Source organism: Streptomyces vietnamensis (assembly GCF_000830005.1).
GTDB classification, from domain to species: domain Bacteria; phylum Actinomycetota; class Actinomycetes; order Streptomycetales; family Streptomycetaceae; genus Streptomyces; species Streptomyces vietnamensis.
Map to the genome: position 1 here is coordinate 7,998,793 of NZ_CP010407.1, position 17,283 is coordinate 8,016,075.

Sequence of the window (17,283 nt, forward strand, 5' to 3'; positions counted from 1 at the left end):
GGGGACATGAAGGAGGCCGCCCGGCGGGCGGTCGACCGCCGGGCCGAGGAGCTGATCGCGCTCTCCGAGCGGCTGCACGCCGATCCGGAGACCGCCTGGGAGGAGCACCGGGCCGCGGCCGCCGTGCCGGAACTCCTCGACCGGGCCGGATTCGACGTCACCTCCTCCCACCTGGGCCTGGAGACGGCGTTCCACGCCCGGTTCGGCAGCGGGCCCGTACGGATCGCCCTGTGCGCCGAGTACGACGCGCTGCCCGGCCTCGGCCACGCGTGCGGGCACAACCTCATCGCGGCGAGTTCGGTCGGGGCCGCGCTCGGCCTCGCGGCCGTCGCCGACGACGCCGGCCTCACCGTCGAGGTCTACGGCACCCCGGCCGAGGAGGGCGGCGGCGGCAAGATCGAGCTGCTCGACCGGGGTGCCTTCGCCGGGGTGGACCTCGCGATGATGGTGCACCCGGCGCCGGTCGACGTCGCCGAGGCCCGCCCGTTCGCGGTCAGCCACTCCAAGATCTCCTACACCGGGAAGTCCGCGCACGCCGCGGCCTACCCGGAGGCCGGGATCAACGCGGCCGACGCCTTCACCGTCGCCCAGGTCGCGATCGGCCTCCTCCGCCAGCAACTCCCGTCCTCCGCCCGGGTGCACGGCGTGGTGACCCACGCCGGGGACGCCCCGAACGCCATCCCGGAGCGCTCGACCGGACGGTGGTACGTACGGGCGGAGACGCTCGCGGAACTCGCCGCACTCGAACCACGGGTGATGCGGGCCTTCGAGGCCGGGGCCCTCGCGACGGGCTGCGAGCTCCGGATCGAGCCGGAGAGCAAGCCGTACGCGGAGTTCCGCACCGACGCCACCGCCCTCGGCCACTACCGCACGAACGCCCTCGCCCTGGGACGGGAGTTCGCGCCGCCCGGTCAGGCCGCACGGATGAGCCGCGCCTCCACCGACATGGGCAACGTCTCCCAGGTCGTGCCCGCGATCCACCCGTACATCGGCATCGGCTCCCTGCCCGCCACCAACCACCAGCACGAGTTCGCCGCGTACTGCGTGGGCGGGACGGCGGAGCGTGCCCTGCTCGACGGGGCGATCGCGCTGGCCTGGACCGGCGTGGACCGAGCACTCGACTCCCGACCGTCCGAAGGACCCCGATGACCCCGACCCCCGACCCCAGCCGAACCGTCCCGCCGGACCGCGCGTACCGGACGGAGCACGACATGCTCGGCGACGTCGACGTGCCGGCGGACGCCTACTACGGCGCGCACACCGCCCGGGCGCTGGTCAACTTCCCCCTCACCGGGGAGACCCTCGCCTCCCGCCCGCACATGATCCGCGCCCTCGCGGCGGTCAAGTGCGCCGCGGCCCGCGCCAACGCCGAGGTCGGCGCCCTGGACGGCACGCGCGCCACGGCGATCGCGGACGCCTGCGCCGAGATCCGTGACGGAGCGCTCCACGAGCAGTTCGTGGTCGACCTCCTCCAGGGCGGCGCGGGCACGTCGACGAACATGAACGCCAACGAGGTGATCGCCAACCGCGCCCTCGAACTGCTCGGCCGCTCCCGCGGCGAGTACGCGGTCCTGCACCCCCTCGACCACGTCAACCTCGGCCAGAGCACCAACGACGTCTGCCCGACCGCCCTGAGACTCGCCCTCGACGCACACGTCGGCGAGCTGCTCCGCGCCCTGGCCGGCCTGCGCGGCGCCTTCGAGGACAAGGCCGCCGAGTTCGCCGACGTCCTGAAGACGGGCCGCACCCAGCTGCAGGACGCCGTGCCCATGACGCTGGGCCAGGAGTTCGGGGCGTACGCCGCCACCCTCGCCGAGGACGAGCAGCGGCTCGCCGAGGTGAGACCGCTGCTGCACGAGCTCGGCCTCGGCGGCACGGCGATCGGCACCGGACTCAACGCCCGCCCGGGCTACCGGGAGCGCGCGGTGGAACACCTGCGACGGCTGACCGGCATCCCGACGCTTCAGTCCGCGCCCGACCTCGTCGAGGCCACCCAGGACGTCGGCGTCTTCGTCCACCTGTCCGGGGTGCTCAAGCGCGTCGCCGTGAAGCTGTCCAAGATCTGCAACGACCTGCGCCTGCTGTCCTCGGGGCCGCGGGCCGGACTCGGCGAGATCAACCTCCCCGCACGGCAGGCCGGTTCGTCCATCATGCCCGGCAAGGTCAATCCGGTGATCCCGGAGGCGGTCAACCAGATCGCCTTCGAGGTCATCGGCAACGACGTGACCGTCACCCTCGCCGCCGAGGGCGGCCAGCTCCAGCTCAACGCCTTCGGGCCGGTCATCCACCGGAGCCTCGGCGCCGGCCTCGACCACCTCACCGCGGGCATCGGCGTCCTCACCGAGCACTGTGTGCGGGGCATCACCGCCAACCGGGAACGGCTCGCGGAGACCGTCGCCGCCTCCACCGGTCTCGTCACCGCGCTCGGCCCCGCACTCGGCTACGAGACCGCCTGCGCCCTCGCCCTGGAGGCCCACCACACCGGCAGGCCCGCGCTCGACCTCGTACGCGAGCGGGCGCTGCTGACCGAGGCGGAACTCGACGGGCTGACGAGCCCCGCAGCCCTGACGGGCCTGTCGCCGACCGGCGCCGCATAAGGTCGGAACCGACCGGATCACCAGGCGCGAGGGCCACGCATGACGTCACCAGTGGGTTTCACACTCGTCCAGCTCCGCTACTTCCTCGTGGCCGCCGAGCGCGGCTCGATGACGGAGGCGGCGGCCGAGCTGCACATCGCGCAGTCCGCCGTGTCCACGGCCGTCCACAACCTGGAGCAGGACCTGCGGGTCCAGCTGTTCATCCGCCGGCGGGGCCGGGGCCTCGTGCTCACCCCCGCCGGGGAGCGGCTCCGGCAGCAGGCGCGGGAGCTCCTCGCCCGCGCCCGCGAGGTCGAGCGGGAGGCCCGCGGAGACGGCGAGTCCCTGTCCGGGCCGGTGGCCGTCGGCTGTTTCGTGACCCTGGCCCCGTACTATCTGCCGGCCCTGTTCAGCGAGTGCACCCGGCGCCATCCCGGCATCGAGCTCGACGTCGTGGAGGCGGAGTCGGACCAGCTCGTCCAGGCCCTGGCGGCGGGGCGCGTCGACTTCGCGCTCACCTACGACCTCGGTCTGTCGGCCGAGCCGGACCTGGACGCCGAGACGGTCGCCCGGGCCCCGGCGTACGTCATCGTCCCGGCCGATCACCCGCTGGCCGGCCGGGACGGCGTCGAGCTGGCCGAACTGTCCGGGGAACCGCTCGTCCTCCTCGACCTGCCCCACAGTCGCGACTACTTCCGCTCGCTGGTCGCCGCCACCGGCACCGCGCCCGACGTGCGCTACCGCACCCAGAGCTACGAGACCGTGCGCTCCCTGGTGGCGCGCGGACTCGGCTACTCGGTGCTCAACCAGCGGCCGGCGACCAGCCAGACGTACGGCGGCGGCGAGATCGCGGAGCTCCGGCTCCGGGACGGCGGCCCGCCGCTCGAGGTCAAGCTCGCCACGGTGGGGGGCGTGGCGCAGACCGCCCGCGCCCGCGCGGTGATGGACCTGCTGCGGGAGATCGCCGCCCGGCCCGCCGGGGCCTGAACGGCGACCTCGCGCTTCAGAGGCCGGCGCGGCCCGTCGCCGTCCGGACTCAGAGGTCGGCGCGGCCCGTCACCGTCCGGGCGTGGGCCAGGAGCAGTTCACGGGCCCTGTCGGGGCGCAGTGCGGCGTTGCGGCTGACGATGTGCAGTCCGTAGCCGTCCTCCAGGGCCACGAGCCCGTGCGCCAGGTCCGACGCGGGCGCGGCGAGCGTGAAACCGCCGGTCGCGGCGCCCACCGCGAGGGCGGTCGTGTAGAGCGCGACCTCCCGGGCGAAGAGCGAGGCCATCAGCTCGGCGTGGCCCGGGCTGCGGCCGGCGCGCCGGTGCAGCTCGTACAGGAGCCCGTGGACCGGGTCGTCCGTCATGCTCGGCAGGCCGCTGTCCAGGAGGGCCCGCAGTCGCGCGGCGGGATCGTCGGGGGCCGCCTCGTCGTAGGCCTGCTGCCGGGAGGCCAGATAGCCCTCCACGGCGTCCCGGTGCACCTCCAGGACGAGGTCGTCGAGCTCGGGGTAGTAGTACAGGACCGAGCCCTGGGAGACGCCCGCGGCCTCCGCGATGTCCTTGATGCGCAGGCCTTCTAGGCCGCGCTCCGCGATGGCCCGTCCCGCGGCGGAGACCAGGGCCTCCCGTCGTGCCGTCTGGTCGCGTGGTCTGCCCGCTTTCCTCATGACGCCCATTCTCTGATGCCCGTATCAGGTTGTGCAAGAAGTTCTCGTCCAGAGCATTGACGGCCGGTTCACCAATTGTTTGAATCCCAACTCAAAGAAGTCGGCGCGGATGCTCCCTGCCGGACTCCTCTCCCTCTCCGCCGCCCCCGCACACCGCCCGGGCCGCACCTCCCCGTCCCCCGCACGGGCACCGGCTCGCCCACGTCCCACGACGCAATCGAAGGCCACACCATGCAGACGTACGCCCACTGGCAGCAGCGCGCCGCCGCACTCACGCCCCGCACGCGCCTGTTCATCGACGGAGCGTGGACCGACCCCACCGACGACCGGTGGATCCCGACCGTCGACCCCGCGACCGGCAAGACCACCGCCCACGTGGCGGCCGGCTCCGCCGCCGACGTCGACCGGGCCGTGGCCGCGGCCCGTACCTCCTTCGAGGACGGCCGCTGGTCGCGCACCGCACCCGCGGAGCGCAAGCGGGTCCTGCTCGCCCTCGCCCGCCTCATCGAGGAGCACGGCGAGGAACTCGCCCTCTGCGACACCCTCGACATGGGCAAGCCCATCGCGGAGTCGTACGGCACCGACGTCCCCGGCGCGGCCGGCGTCTTCGCCTGGTACGCCGAGGCCGTCGACAAGCTCTACGACGAGGTCGCCCCGGCCCCGCCGGGCAACCTGGCCCTCGTGCGCCGCGCCCCGCTGGGCGTCGTCGGCGCGGTGGTGCCCTGGAACTTCCCCCTCGACCTGGCGAGCTGGAAGCTGGCGCCCGCCCTGGCCGCCGGCAACAGCGTCGTACTGAAGCCCGCCGAGCAGTCCCCGCTCTCTGCCCTGCTCCTCGCCGAGCTCGCCGCGGAGGCCGGCCTGCCGGACGGCGTGCTGAACGTCGTCCCCGGCCCGGGGGAGACGACCGGGCGGGCGCTCGGCCTCCACCCGGACGTGGACACCCTCGTCTTCACCGGGTCCACCGCCGTGGCCAAGCGGTTCCTCGCCTACTCCGCCGAGTCCAACATGAAGCAGGTCTGGCCCGAGGCCGGCGGCAAGAGCCCCCACCTGGTCTTCGCCGACGCCGACCTGGACGCGGCCGCGGAACGCGCCGCCTGGGGCTTCGTCTACAACGCCGGGCAGGTGTGCTCCGCCAACACCCGGCTGCTCGTCGAGGCCTCCGTCGCCGAGGAGTTCACGGCCCGCGTCGCCGAACACGCCCGCACCTGGCTGCCCGGCGACCCGCTCGACCCCGCCACCCGCCTCGGACCGCTCGTCGACGAGGCCCAGGCGGTACGCGTCCTCGAAGCCGTGCGGTCATCGGGCGGCACGCTCGTGTGCGGCGGCACGCGACCCGACCGGGACGGCGCCTACCTCGACCCCACCGTCGTCACCGGCCTCGGCCCCGACGCCCCGCTCGTCCGGGAGGAGCTCTTCGGCCCCGTGCTCACGGTGCTCCCCTTCCGGGACGAGGCCGAGGCGATCCGCCTCGCCAACGACTCCGCCTACGGCCTCGCCGCCTCCCTGTGGACCCGGGACCTCGGCCGCGCCCACCGCGTGTCCGACGCCCTGCGCGCCGGGACCGTGTCCGTCAACACGGTCGACGCGCTCAGCCCGTACACCCCCTTCGGCGGGTTCAAGCAGTCCGGCCACGGCCGTGACCTCTCCCTGCACTCCTTCGACAAGTACACCGGCCTGAAGACCACCTGGATCGCGTACGGCTGACCCGCCGGCGACCGGAACGACGCCGACGCAGCACCCGACCCGACACCTGCACCGACACCTGCACCGACACCCTCACCCCAGCAAGGGACTCACCACCATGACCAGCGACCACACCGCAGACCTGACCCGCCTCGACCGGGCGCACATCATCCACCCCTACCTGCCGGGCACCGCCACCGAGCGCGTGATCATGACCTCGGGATCCGGCTGCCGGCTCACCGACACCGAGGGCCGCGACTACCTCGACGCCACCGGCGGCCTCTGGCTCGCCCAGATCGGCCACGGCCGCGAGGAGGTCGCCGACGTCGCCCACGAGCAGATGAAGAAGCTCGAGTACTTCACCAGCTTCTGGGAGTTCTCCAACGAGCCGGCCATTGAGCTCGCCGCCCGCCTGGCCGAGATCGCCCCCGACCCGCTCAACCACGTCTACTTCACCTCCGGCGGCTCCGAGGGCAACGAGGCGGCCATCAAGATGGCCCGCTACTACCACCACCGGCGCGGCGAGGGCAGCCGGACGTGGATCCTGGCCCGCAGCAAGGCCTACCACGGCATCGGCTACGGCGGCGGCTCGGCCACCGGCTTCCCCGTCTACCACGAGGGCTTCGCCCCGATGATGCCGCACGTCTCCCACCTCACGCCCCCGTGGCCGTACCGCAGCGAGCTCTACGACGGCCAGGACCCGACCGACTTCCTCATCCGCGAACTCGAGGAGCGCATCGCCGAGATCGGCCCGAAGAACATCGCCGCCATGATCGGCGAGCCCATCATGGGCGTCGGCGGCATGCTCGTCCCGCCGGCCGACTACTGGCCCCGGGTGCGCGAGGTCCTCGACCGGCACGGCATCCTGCTCGTCTTCGACGAGGTCGTCACCGCGTACGGCCGGGTCGGGGAGTGGTTCGCCGCCCAGTACTTCGACGTCACCCCGGACATCATCGTCACCGCCAAGGGCATCACCTCCGGCTACGTGCCGCTCGGCGCCCTCCTGGTGAGCGACGGCCTCGCCGAGGTGCTCCTGCGCGACCACGGCTTCCCCATGGGCTACACGTACAACGGCCACCCCGTCGCCACCGCCGTCGCCCTCGCCAACCTCGACATCATCGAGCGGGAGGGGCTGCTCGCCCGCGCCACGAGCGTGGGCTCCTTCCTCCACGGCGAACTGAAGGCGCAGCTGGGCGACCTGCCGATCGTCGGCGAGATCCGCTCCGTCGGCATGATGCTGGCCGTCGAACTGGTCCAGGACCGCGCCACCCGCGCACCCCTGCCCCTCGACCCGGCCCGCATGCCCCACGACGTCATCCGCCGCGAAGCCGGCGTGATCGTGCGGGACTCCGCCCACAGCCTGGTCCTGTCCCCGCCGCTCGTCATGACCGAGACCGAGGCCAAGGAAGTCGCGACCGCGCTGCGCGGCGTCCTGGAGCGCACCACGCCCACCGGCGAGATCCGCCCCGCCTGACACCGCCCGGGAGGCCCGGTGCCCCGCCGGGCCTCCCCGACACGGACGCCACGCCGTCACCGTGCTCGTGCGCGGACGCCGCCACGCCGTCACCGCGCTCGCGCCTGCTCGCAGTACCCCTCTCCCCGCTAGGAACTGCCCGTGTCCTCCCACCTGTCGTCCACCGACTCGCGCGCTCCCCACACCACGACCGCCCTGCGGCGCAGCCTGAAGCGCCTCGACATCACCGCCCTGGCCATCGCCGCCGTCATCTCCTTCGACACCGTCGGGCAGATCGCCACCGGCGGCGGCGAGGCCGCCACCTGGACGGCGGCCCTCGCGCTGTTCTTCCTCGTCCCCTACGCCCTGCTGTTCGCCGAGACCGGCGCCGCGTTCCCGCAGGAGGGCGGCCCGTACGTCTGGGTCAAGCTCACCCTCGGCCGTTCGGCGGCCGCGCTCACCACCCTGCTCTACTGGGTGACCAACCCGATCTGGCTGGGCGGCTCCCTGGTCTTCCTCGCCGCCGAGACCTGGGACGGCTTCGTCTTCCACCTCGGCTCGGGCACCTTCGCCGACTACACGTTCAAGCTGCTGTTCGTGTGGACCGCCATCCTCACCGCCGTCGTCTCCCTCAGCCGCGGCAAATGGATCACCACCCTCGGCGCCGCGGTGAAGGTCCTCACCCTCGCGGTGTTCACCCTGACCGCCCTGCTCTACGGGCTCGAACACGGCTTCCACGGCCTCACCGACGCCCACTTCGCCCCGACCACGGCCGGATTCCTCGCCCTCGTGCCGATCCTGCTCTTCGCCTACGTCGGCTTCGAGGCCCCCAACGCCGCCGGCGAGGAGATGCACGACCCGCAGCGCGACGTGCCCGCCGCCCTCGGACGCTCCGCGTCCGTCGCCGCCTGCTGCTACCTGCTGCCGGTCCTCGCGCTCCTCGCCGTCGTCCCCGCCCACCAGGTCACCGGCATCGGCGGCTTCATGGAGGGCGCCCGCCTCGTGTTCGGCATCTACGGCCCCGCGGCCGGTCCGCTCCTGACGCTCACCGCCGTCATGTTCGTCCTCGCCCTCCTCACCCAGGGCAGCGCGTGGATGATCGTCAGCGACCGCATGCAGGCGATGGCCGCCGCCGACGGAGGCTCCTTCACCCGCAGGCTCGGCGCCTTCCACCCCCGGCTCGGCACGCCCGTGCGCACCAACCTGCTCTCCGGAGCGGTGGCCACCGTCTTCATGATCGTGGCCATGCGGGTCGCGGAGGGCGACGCGGGCGCGGTCTTCGCCGTGGTCCTCACCGTGGCGGTCACCACGCTCCTGCTGTCCTACCTGGTGATCGTCCCCGCCCTCGTCCTGCTCCGGCTGCGCCGACCCGAGGTCGTACGGCCCTACCGCGTCCCCTTCGGCAACCGCGGCTTCATGACCTGCGCGGTCCTTGTCTACGCCTGGATCCTCGTCGGCTCCTGGTGCGCCCTCTTCCCCGGAACCCTGGAGGCGCTCCTCGGCATCGAGTACGCCTTCGACGACATCTGGGGCATGTCCCGGGCGGCGTTCGAGGCCTTCACCCTCGGCACGGTCGCCGTGCTGCTCCTGGTCGGAGCCGTCGGCCTGGCGATCGCCCGCAGGGAGGGCCCCGACGCACCGATGCACGGCGACGAACCGTCGCATTGAACGGATGCCGGACGCCGGACGCCGGGCCGGGCCGTGTACGGTCCCGCCCGGCGTCGGTTCCGTCGTCAGAGGATCCGGTGCCGCCTCCAGAACGGGCCGAGGTCCTTCGCCGTCGCCGCCTGCGCCGCGCGCTTGAAGTCCGCGGTGGTGGCGACGCCCCGCCAGTGGTCCCGTACGTAGCCGCGCATCATGGCCGCCATCGCCTTGCCGCCCAGGACGCGTTCCAGGTCGTGCAGGGCGCAGCCGCCGCGCATGTAGACGACCCGGACGTACTCGGAACGGTGCCCGTCCGCGTAATAGCCCATGGACCGGGTGAGGGCGGCCGTGTCGCTGGGCCACTCGCCCTGGTCCTCCCAGCAGCCGGCCGTGGGCTCCCGGTAGTACGACTGGGTCGCGTACTGGGCGAAGGACTCGTCCAGCCAGGGCGAGGAGAACTGGTCGTTGCCGACGATGCCGTAGAACCACTGGTGGGCGATCTCGTGCACGGCGCCCGACGCCTCCGGCTCGGTCCACAGCAGGACGAGACCCGGGAACTCCATGCTGCCGAAGTCGTCGAGGCGGTCGCTCATGACCAGGTCGAGCTCCCCGTACGGATAGCGTCCGAACCGCTTCCCGAACGCGTCGACCGAGCCGGCGGCGTCCTTCAGGCCGGCGTCGACGCCCGTACGGGACGTGGTGGCCGTCCAGTACGCGTTGAGCCGCACGCCGCCGGGCGTCGTCACCGACTTCGACCGGAAGGGGCCCGCCGCCCACGCGAAGTCCCGCACCCCGTGCGCGACACTGGTGCTGACCGTCCGGCCGGGTGCGCCCGCGTGCCGGGTGGTGGTGCCCGTCGCGGGGACGACGAGCGTGCTCGGGTGGTCGAGCACGACCCGGAAGTCACCGGACAGGGTGTAGAAGCTCTCGCCGAAACCGACGTCCGGGTCGAGGTGCCGGCCCTGCGCGTCGCGTACCGAGAGCAGCGGCAGCGCGTTGCCGAGGTAGCGGTACGCCCCGTCCCGGCCGAAGCGGTGCACACGGGCCGGGACGGTGAGAGCGACGTCGAAGGAGACGCTCGTCCGCGCCCGGTACGGCAGTGGCGCGGGCAGATCGATCCGCAGTGCGGTGCAGCCGACGGTGAGCGCCCGCGGGGTGCCGCCGGCGACCTTGCTCACCCGGACCGGGGAGGGTTCGCCCGGGGTGCCGCAGCCGTCGGTGCCGTTGCCCCAGAGCCGTACGTCCACCGAACGCAGGGGCGTACGGGAGGAGTTGCGGAACGACACCGTCTGGTGGCCGGTCCAGTGCGAGCCGTCGGCGTCGGCGCGCAGCGACACGTCGTACGAGGGGCGGTCCGGTGTCGCCGCCCCCTCGGGGACGGCCGCGGGCTCCTCCGCGGCGGCCGTCCGGGGGAGCAGCAGCAGAACGGCCGCGAGGGCGAGCAACGGCGCACGCCAGTGCCTGAGCGAGGTCATGCCCCGCACGCTAGAACGCCCGTACGCCCGGACGGGAGGGTTCCGGGGACGCCGCGAAGGCACGCGGACCCTCGCGGCCGGTCGCCGCGCTCCTGGCCCGGACCCGTACCGCCCACCGCGCCCTCCGGCATCGCCCGCGGACGGACGCCGCGTACGTGAACTTCCCGGGCCCCGACCTCGGGAACCGGCAGCACGTCCGTTTCCTGAGGCGGCGTCCTTCGCGTACCGCGCCGGATGTGGGACGGTGAACCCATGCCGGTTCCCGTGATTCTCGACTGCGATCCCGGTCACGACGACGCGTTCAACATCCTCCTGGCCGCCGCGCATCCCGCGATCGACCTCCTGGCGATCACCACCGTCGCGGGCAACCAGACGCTGGAGAAGACCACGCTCAACGCCCGCCGGGTCTGTTCGGCGGCCGGGATCCGGGGCGTACCGATCGCGGCGGGCCGCGACCGGCCGCTGCACGGACCGCCCCGGGTCGCCGAGAACATCCACGGCGACTCCGGTCTCGACGGGCCCGGCTTCGCGAAGGACGAGCCGGACGTCCCGCAGGACCCGCGCGACGCCCTCACCCTCATCCGCGACACCCTGCTCGCGCACCCGGCGCCGGTCACGCTCGTACCGACCGGGCCGCTCACCAACATCGCGGTCTTCCTGCTCGCCCACCCCGAGCTCGCCGACCGGATCGAGCGGATCGTGCTCATGGGCGGCTCGACGGAACGCGGCAACACCACGCCCGCGGCCGAGTTCAACGTCCTCTGCGATCCGGAAGCGGCGGACATCGTCTTCCGCAGCGGACGGCCGGTGACGATGTTCGGCCTCAACGCGACCCACCAAGTGCGGGCCACCCCCGAGGTCGTCGCCCGGATCGCCGCGCTCGGCACCCCGCTCAGCGGGCTCTGCGTCGACCTGCTCACCTACTTCGCGTCCACGTACCGCGAGGTGTACGGCTTCGACGCGCCCCCGCTGCACGATCCGCTCACCGTCGCCCACCTGATCAACCCGTCCCTCGTCAGCCTCGCACGGGCGGCGGTGACGGTGGAGCTGAACGGCACGCACACGCGGGGCGCGACGGTGGTGGACCTGCACGGGGTGACGGGCCGACCCGCCGACACCGAGGTCGGCATGGAGGTCGACACGGACGCGTTCTGGGACCTGATCGTGGAGGCCGTACGGGTGCTGGGCGGCTAGGTCCCGTCCGGCGGATCGGGGTCGGACCGGCCCTAGCGTGCCGCGAGCCGCTCGAGCAGGGCGGCGCTCCGCGCCAGCAACGCCCTTTCCTCATCCGTGAGTTCGGCCTCGATGGCCTGCGCGAGCCAGCCGGCCCTGCGGCCGCGCTCCGCCTCCAGTGCGGACCGGCCCGCGTCCGACAGCTCGACCAGCGACTTGCGGCCGTCCGTGGGGTGCGCCCGGCGCGTGACCAGGTTCTGTTCCATGAGCAGACCCACCGCGCGGGCCATCGACTGGGGGCGCACGCGCTGATCGGCGGCGAGGTCGCTGGTCGTCATGGCGCCGTTCCGGTCGAGCGCGCCGAGCACGGCGGCCTGGCCGAGCGGGATGCGGTCCTCGTCCTTGACGCGTCGGGTGAGCTTGCCCATCGCGGTGCGCAGTTCGGTGGCGATGGCGGCGGCTTCCGGGGTGGGCATACGGCACTTTACCCCGCGCGCCGACCGCGCCGTGCGGCTGACCTGCACAGCAATGCCGGACGGCGAACACAGCCATGCTGTACAGCCAAACTGAACAGGGAAACTGAACAGCATTGCTGTAGAGTCTGTGTCTGTCGGGCTCAGCGCCAGCGCTGTCGCAGCCGGGGCCACGGCACGCCACCACGGGGAGGAACCACCATGTCCACCAAGGAAGCCGGAACCGTCGACGCCACCATCGAGACCGTCACCGCCCGCCGGATCATCGACAGCCGCGGCAACCCCACGGTCGAGGTCGACGTCGTCCTGACGGACGGGTCCCTGGGGCGCGCGGCCGTCCCCTCCGGCGCCTCCACCGGCGCCCGGGAAGCCGTGGAACTGCGCGACGGAGACTCCGCGCGCTGGCACGGCAAGGGCGTCGACCGCGCGGTGGCCCACGTCGACGGGGAGATCGCGGCGGCCGTCCGCGGCCGGGACGCGGCCGACCAGGCCGGTCTCGACGCCGCGCTCGTCGCCCTCGACGGAACGCCCACGAAGTCCCGGCTCGGCGCCAACGCGATCCTCGGCGTCTCCCTCGCCGCCGCCAAGGCGGCCGCGGCGGCCCACCGCCTGCCCCTCTACCGCTACCTGGGCGGGCCCGGGGCCCACCTCCTGCCGCTGCCGATGATGAACATCGTCAACGGCGGCGCCCACGCCGACAATCCGCTGGACTTCCAGGAGTTCATGATCGCGCCCGTGGGCGCGGACACCTTTGCCGAGGCCGTCCGCATGGGCAGCGAGGTCTTCCACACCCTGCGCCGCGATCTGCTGGCCGCCGGGCACTCCACGGGCGTCGGCGACGAAGGCGGCTTCGCGCCCGCGCTGCGTACCGCCGAGGAGGCGCTCGACTTCGTGATGTCCGCCATCGAGCGCACGGGCTACCGCCCCGGCACGGACATCGGCCTCATCATGGACCCGGCCTCGTCCGAGTTCTTCCGCGACGGGGTGTACGACTACGCGGGCGAAGGGGTGCGCCGCACCCCGTCCGAGAACGCCGACTACCTGGCCAAGCTCATCGACACCTACCCGATCGTCTCCATCGAGGACCCGATGGCGGAGAACGACCTGGACGGCTGGCGCGAGCTGACCGCCCGCGTCGGCGACCGCTGCCAGCTCACCGGCGACGACGTGTTCTGCACCGACGAGACGCTGCTGCGCGAGGGCATCCGTACCGGCGTCGGCAACTCGGTCCTCGTCAAGGTCAACCAGATCGGAACCCTGACCGAGGCGCTGGCCACCGTCGCCACGGCCCACGGGGCGGGCTGGACGGCCGTCATGTCGCACCGCTCGGGCGAGACGGAGGACACCACCATCGCGGATCTGGCGGTGTCGACCGGCTGCGGCCAGATCAAGACCGGCTCGCTCTCCCGCTCCGACCGCACGGCGAAGTACAACCAGCTGATCCGGATCGAGGAGGAACTGGGCGACTCGGCGCGCTTCGCGGGCCGCTCCGCACTGCGGCGGGCCTGACGCACACGCCGAAGCGGCGTCACCACCCGAGGTGGTGACGCCGCGTCAGCTTCGATCGGTCACTTGCCGAGCCACGCGTTGTGGATCGTCAGCGTCGACGTGTTCCCCTGCTTGTCCGTGACCTTGGCGGAGAACGAGACGCCGCTGTCCTTCGCCGGGCTCTTCACGGAGATCAGGCCGCCCACGACCTTCGCGGGCTGCCAGGTCTTCCCGTCGTCGTAACTCACCGACACCGCCAGGGACTTCAGGTTCGCCCCGGCCGCGGCGCCCTGCACGGTCACGGGGACCAGGACCGTGGTGCGCTCCGGGATCCGCGAGGCGAGGTCGACGGGCGCACCGAAGCGGACCGTGGACACCGGCAGCGGCGTCGTCGCCGCGACCTGCTTCGAGCGGAACGTGAAGCCCGTCTCGATCCGGGTGGAGACCCCGGCGACCTTCGCCGGCCGTTCCGCGGACGTCGTCAGCCGGTACTCGGCGTCGGCGGCGTCGACCGCGAACGGCTTCGAGCCGCTCAGCGGATCGTCGTTCTCGGCGATCTTCACGCCGTCGCGATAGAGCGTGGTCGTGGCCGAGAGGTACGGGAGTGCCGGCAGGTGACCCTGGCCGTCGGTGAACAGCGGCACGGCGCCCACGAGCTGCTGCTCGCCCGTCGCCGGGTCGGGAGCCGTACGGAAGACACCCATGCCCTCGCCCAGGAGCGGCCCGAAGACACCGGCGTTGAAGGTCTCCCGGTACGTCCTGCCGGCCTCGTAGCGCTTCGGCCGGACCATCTCGTACGCGCCCTCGAAGGCCGGGTAGCCCCACTGGTCCGGCGCGCCCAGCTGGTTGAACCGGGTGAGCCAGGTGGCGCCGTCGGCGGTGGAGACGTAGAAGGTGCGGGTGCCCGGCGCCGGCTGCGGCGCGGAGAAGCCGTTGCCCTCCGGCGCGCCCGGCAGATGGGCGTACGGGGAGGCGAGCGCGGTCTTCCCGGGCGCCGAGGCGCCGAGACCGACCTTCAGCGTGGCCAGCTCGTCCGCCTTCACGTGCCGGGTGTAGCCGGTCGCGACCGTGTCGACCTTGCCGCCGAAGGCCACCGAGTACTGGCTGGTGGCGTCCTTGAGGAAGTGCGCGTCCCAGGTCTGCAGGAGGGAGCCGTCGGTGACGGCCGGCCCCTGGTGGGCGGTGCGGAAGCCGGTGAAGCCCCGCAGGACCCAGCCGTTGCCGACCCGGCCGATGTCGGTGGCGCGCTCGTAGTACGTCCCCGCGTAGTCGGCCTTGTCGAGGCCGGGCACGGTGAGGTCCACCGGCTTGGTGGTGCGGGCGTCGGCGACGACCGTGGTGTCGGCGGAGACGTCGAGCTTCGGCCGGGCGATCCAGTCGGTGCCCGCCGTGTAGTCCGACGGGTCCTGGTAGACGGCCGTGTTGAGCGTGTACGAGCCCTTGGGCACCCGGATCGTGTGGGCGCCCGGTTCGTTGTCGACGCGCGCCTGGAAGTTCGCGGCGGGCCCGCCGACGCCGGTCAGGGTGGTGGAGAAGTTCGGGGCGTCGGTGCCGTCGCGGCCGAGGGTGCGGACCGTGAGGTCGTACGACTCGGCCTCCCGGACGGCCACCGCGGCCGTGCGGACGGACCGGCCCGCGCCGGTGGCGGTGACGTAGCCCGAGTAGGCGCCGTCGACGTCACCGATCCGGGTGTCGGCGATGAGGTCGACCTCGGCGGTGCCGCCCGCGGGCACGGTCACCTTCGAGGCGCCGAGCGCGAAGAACCCGGCCGGGGCGGGCTTGCCCGACGGGTCGAGGGCGGACACCGACAGGTCGAGGGTGACGTCCGTGGCCCCGAGGTTGCGGTAGGCGACCTTCTTCGTCACGGGCTTGTCGTCGGCGTGCGGCCAGAGGGCCGTGCCGAAGTTCAGCGACACCGGCTCGGCGACGACGCTCTGGGCGAGCGCCTCGTCGACCCGGATCCGGCCCGCGCCCTGCTGGAAGGCGGTGTAGCCGCCGTCCTCGGCGGAGCCGGTCAGCGCGCCCTTGAGCTCGGCGGACTTCCAGTCGGGGTGCCGCTGCTTCAGGATCGCGGCCGCGCCCGCGACGTGCGGGGTCGCCATGGAGGTGCCGTCGAGCTGGAGGTAGCCCGGTGCGGGGTGCGGAATGCCGGGGCGCGTGTCGAGGGCGCTGCCGGCGGCGGCCGCCGCGGTGATGGCGACGCCGGGCGCGGTCACGTCGGGCTTGACGGCGCCGTCGTCGACGCGCGGGCCGGTGCTGGAGAAGGGCGCGAGCCTGTCGTCCTTGTCGACGGCGCCGACGGTCAGCGCGGCGTCCGCGCTGCCCGGCGAACCCAGGCTCGACGCACCGGACTCGCCCTCGTTGCCCGCCGCGATCGCGAACAGGATCCCCTTCTCGGCGGACAGCCGGTCGACCGTCGCCTCCAGCGGGTCGACGCCGGGGCTGTCGGGGCCGCCGAGGCTGAGGTTGACGACGTCCGCGCCTTCGGCGGCGGCCCACTCCATGCCCGCGATGACTGCCGAGTCGTCCCCGTATCCCTCGTCGTCGAGGACCTTCCCGCTGATCACCTTGGCGCCGGGGGCGACGCCCTTGAACCGGCCGCCAGACTTCGCGCCGGTGCCGACGGCGATGGACGCGACGTGCGTGCCGTGCCCGACGCGGTCCACGGCGTCGGCGGAGGCGGAGAAGTTCTTCTCGCCGACGATCTGCGTCTTCAGGTCGTCATGGGTCTTGTCGACGCCGGTGTCGAGGACGGCGATCTTCACGCCCGTGCCGTCGAACCCGGACTCCCAGGCCTTGTCGGCGCCGATCTGCGGGACGCTGCGGTCCAGGCTCGCGCCGCGCACCCCGTCCAGCCACACCTTGTCGATGCCGGAGGCGACGGCGCGCAGCCCGCCGGCCTGAGGGTTGGTCAGCGCCTCCCACACCTTCGCCACGTCGTCCCGGGACGTACGGACGGCGTCGGCGTCGATCGTCGGGAACGTACGCCGCAGCCGGGTGTCACCGGCCGCGCGGACCTCGGCGCGTGCGGCGCCGGCGCCCCCTTCGTACTGCACGATCAACTTCAGACCGTCGCGGTGGCTCTTGCGCAGCCGCGGGTCGGTGAGCAGGGAGAGGTCGAAGAGCCGCTGGTCGAGGCGGCCGGTGGCGATCAGGCGCCGCGCGTCGGCGGGCACCACGAGCGTGTGGTCCCCGGTGCGCTGCACCTGTACGGGTATGTGCTCACGGCCCTTGGCGGACTCGAAGCCCACCATCCGGCCCTTGGCGTCCACCACCACGCGGTCGCCCGTGACGAGCGGGATCCGCTGGGTGCCGCCGATGCGTGAGGTGGTGTCCGGTGCGGTCGTCGCCGTGGCGGGTCCGGTCATGCCTGCGACGAGGGCCACCGATGTGGCCGCTGCGACGGTGAAGGCGCGTGCTCTCTGCACGTGTGCGCGCAAGTCTCCCCCAGGAGCTTGGGATGAGGTCGAATGGTCGATTCCGGCCGGGGTACGAAGACGCCTGCCGCCGGTCAGCGCAGTATGTGAGGAGAGAAAGACGTGATCAACGCGGGTGGGGGAGGGGGGAGTCGATTCACATGGTTTCAAGCCATCGTGCGGTGGCGGAGTGCGATGGGGCGACGATGACGGTGTGACGGGACGATGACGGCGGGGCGATCCTTGCG

12 protein-coding genes are annotated in these 17,283 nt (G+C 72.9%); 8 read left to right on the forward strand and 4 right to left on the reverse strand.

What is annotated here, in order from left to right; genetic code table 11:
- Positions 1 to 6 precede the first annotated feature (6 nt).
- The 3 genes from SVTN_RS35670 to SVTN_RS35680 are packed head-to-tail and all read left to right on the forward strand — an operon-like array spanning position 7 to position 3,563.
- Positions 7 to 1,149 (forward strand): M20 family metallopeptidase, encoded by a 1,143-nt coding sequence (locus SVTN_RS35670; protein WP_041132789.1) that lies wholly within the window; start codon positions 7 to 9, stop codon positions 1,147 to 1,149.
- Entirely contained in the window at positions 1,146 to 2,597 is a 1,452-nt protein-coding gene (locus SVTN_RS35675; RefSeq protein WP_052499499.1) for an aspartate ammonia-lyase, read from the forward strand. The genes SVTN_RS35670 and SVTN_RS35675 overlap by 4 nt, the downstream gene beginning before the upstream one ends.
- Positions 2,598 to 2,648: 51 nt before the next feature.
- Positions 2,649 to 3,563 carry a LysR family transcriptional regulator gene (locus SVTN_RS35680; RefSeq protein WP_218922697.1) on the forward strand — a complete coding sequence of 305 codons (915 nt, stop codon included), beginning with the start codon at positions 2,649 to 2,651 and terminating at the stop codon, positions 3,561 to 3,563.
- Between the two features lie 49 nt (positions 3,564 to 3,612).
- On the opposite strand, the gene SVTN_RS35685 is transcribed toward SVTN_RS35680, so the two are convergent.
- Entirely contained in the window at positions 3,613 to 4,230 is a 618-nt protein-coding gene (locus tag SVTN_RS35685; RefSeq protein ID WP_041134599.1) for a TetR/AcrR family transcriptional regulator, read from the reverse strand.
- Positions 4,231 to 4,461: 231 nt separating this feature from the next.
- Between SVTN_RS35685 and SVTN_RS35690 the strand changes: the two genes are divergently transcribed.
- The 3 genes from SVTN_RS35690 to SVTN_RS35700 all read left to right on the forward strand — a co-directional run bounded on the left by SVTN_RS35690 (position 4,462) and on the right by SVTN_RS35700 (position 9,034).
- Positions 4,462 to 5,934 carry an aldehyde dehydrogenase family protein gene (locus SVTN_RS35690; RefSeq protein WP_041132791.1) on the forward strand — a complete coding sequence of 491 codons (1,473 nt, stop codon included), beginning with the start codon at positions 4,462 to 4,464 and terminating at the stop codon, positions 5,932 to 5,934.
- Positions 5,935 to 6,031: 97 nt separating this feature from the next.
- Positions 6,032 to 7,387, forward strand: a complete 1,356-nt coding sequence (locus SVTN_RS35695) for an aminotransferase family protein (protein ID WP_041132792.1) — start codon at positions 6,032 to 6,034, stop codon at positions 7,385 to 7,387.
- Positions 7,388 to 7,528: 141 nt separating this feature from the next.
- On the forward strand, positions 7,529 to 9,034 hold the full coding sequence (locus tag SVTN_RS35700) for an APC family permease (protein WP_041132793.1): 1,506 nt from the start codon (positions 7,529 to 7,531) through the stop codon (positions 9,032 to 9,034).
- A gap of 65 nt (positions 9,035 to 9,099) precedes the next feature.
- On the opposite strand, the gene SVTN_RS35705 is transcribed toward SVTN_RS35700, so the two are convergent.
- Positions 9,100 to 10,485, reverse strand: coding sequence for a M1 family metallopeptidase (locus tag SVTN_RS35705; RefSeq protein WP_041132794.1), 1,386 nt, complete (start codon positions 10,483 to 10,485; stop codon positions 9,100 to 9,102).
- Positions 10,486 to 10,737: 252 nt separating this feature from the next.
- Between SVTN_RS35705 and SVTN_RS35710 the strand changes: the two genes are divergently transcribed.
- Positions 10,738 to 11,679: a nucleoside hydrolase gene (locus SVTN_RS35710; RefSeq protein ID WP_041132795.1), complete on the forward strand. Its 942-nt coding sequence runs from the start codon at positions 10,738 to 10,740 to the stop codon at positions 11,677 to 11,679.
- A 32-nt stretch (positions 11,680 to 11,711) separates the two neighbouring features.
- Here the strand turns inward: SVTN_RS35710 and SVTN_RS35715 are convergent, their stop codons facing one another.
- The gene (locus SVTN_RS35715; protein WP_041132796.1) at positions 11,712 to 12,134 is read right to left on the reverse strand and encodes a MarR family winged helix-turn-helix transcriptional regulator; all 423 of its coding nucleotides are present in this window, start codon (positions 12,132 to 12,134) and stop codon (positions 11,712 to 11,714) included.
- A 198-nt stretch (positions 12,135 to 12,332) separates the two neighbouring features.
- Between SVTN_RS35715 and eno the strand changes: the two genes are divergently transcribed.
- A complete protein-coding gene (gene eno, locus SVTN_RS35720) occupies positions 12,333 to 13,640 on the forward strand; it encodes a phosphopyruvate hydratase (protein ID WP_041132797.1) in 1,308 nt (435 codons plus the stop codon).
- A gap of 59 nt (positions 13,641 to 13,699) precedes the next feature.
- Here the strand turns inward: eno and SVTN_RS35725 are convergent, their stop codons facing one another.
- Positions 13,700 to 16,987, reverse strand: coding sequence for a S8 family peptidase (locus SVTN_RS35725; protein WP_078908636.1), 3,288 nt, complete (start codon positions 16,985 to 16,987; stop codon positions 13,700 to 13,702).
- Positions 16,988 to 17,283: the final 296 nt, after the last annotated feature.

Bases quoted from the DNA above. Each gene is read 5' to 3' on its own strand.
- SVTN_RS35695 (WP_041132792.1), top strand. From the start codon at position 6,032: ATGACCAGCGACCACACCGCAGACCTGACCCGCCTCGACCGGGCGCAC.
- SVTN_RS35725 (WP_078908636.1), bottom strand. From the start codon at position 16,987: ATGACCGGACCCGCCACGGCGACGACCGCACCGGACACCACCTCACGC.
- eno (WP_041132797.1), top strand. From the start codon at position 12,333: ATGTCCACCAAGGAAGCCGGAACCGTCGACGCCACCATCGAGACCGTC.
- SVTN_RS35690 (WP_041132791.1), top strand. From the start codon at position 4,462: ATGCAGACGTACGCCCACTGGCAGCAGCGCGCCGCCGCACTCACGCCC.
- SVTN_RS35705 (WP_041132794.1), bottom strand. From the start codon at position 10,485: ATGACCTCGCTCAGGCACTGGCGTGCGCCGTTGCTCGCCCTCGCGGCC.
- SVTN_RS35675 (WP_052499499.1), top strand. From the start codon at position 1,146: ATGACCCCGACCCCCGACCCCAGCCGAACCGTCCCGCCGGACCGCGCG.
- SVTN_RS35670 (WP_041132789.1), top strand. From the start codon at position 7: ATGAAGGAGGCCGCCCGGCGGGCGGTCGACCGCCGGGCCGAGGAGCTG.
- SVTN_RS35715 (WP_041132796.1), bottom strand. From the start codon at position 12,134: ATGCCCACCCCGGAAGCCGCCGCCATCGCCACCGAACTGCGCACCGCG.
- SVTN_RS35685 (WP_041134599.1), bottom strand. From the start codon at position 4,230: ATGAGGAAAGCGGGCAGACCACGCGACCAGACGGCACGACGGGAGGCC.
- SVTN_RS35710 (WP_041132795.1), top strand. From the start codon at position 10,738: ATGCCGGTTCCCGTGATTCTCGACTGCGATCCCGGTCACGACGACGCG.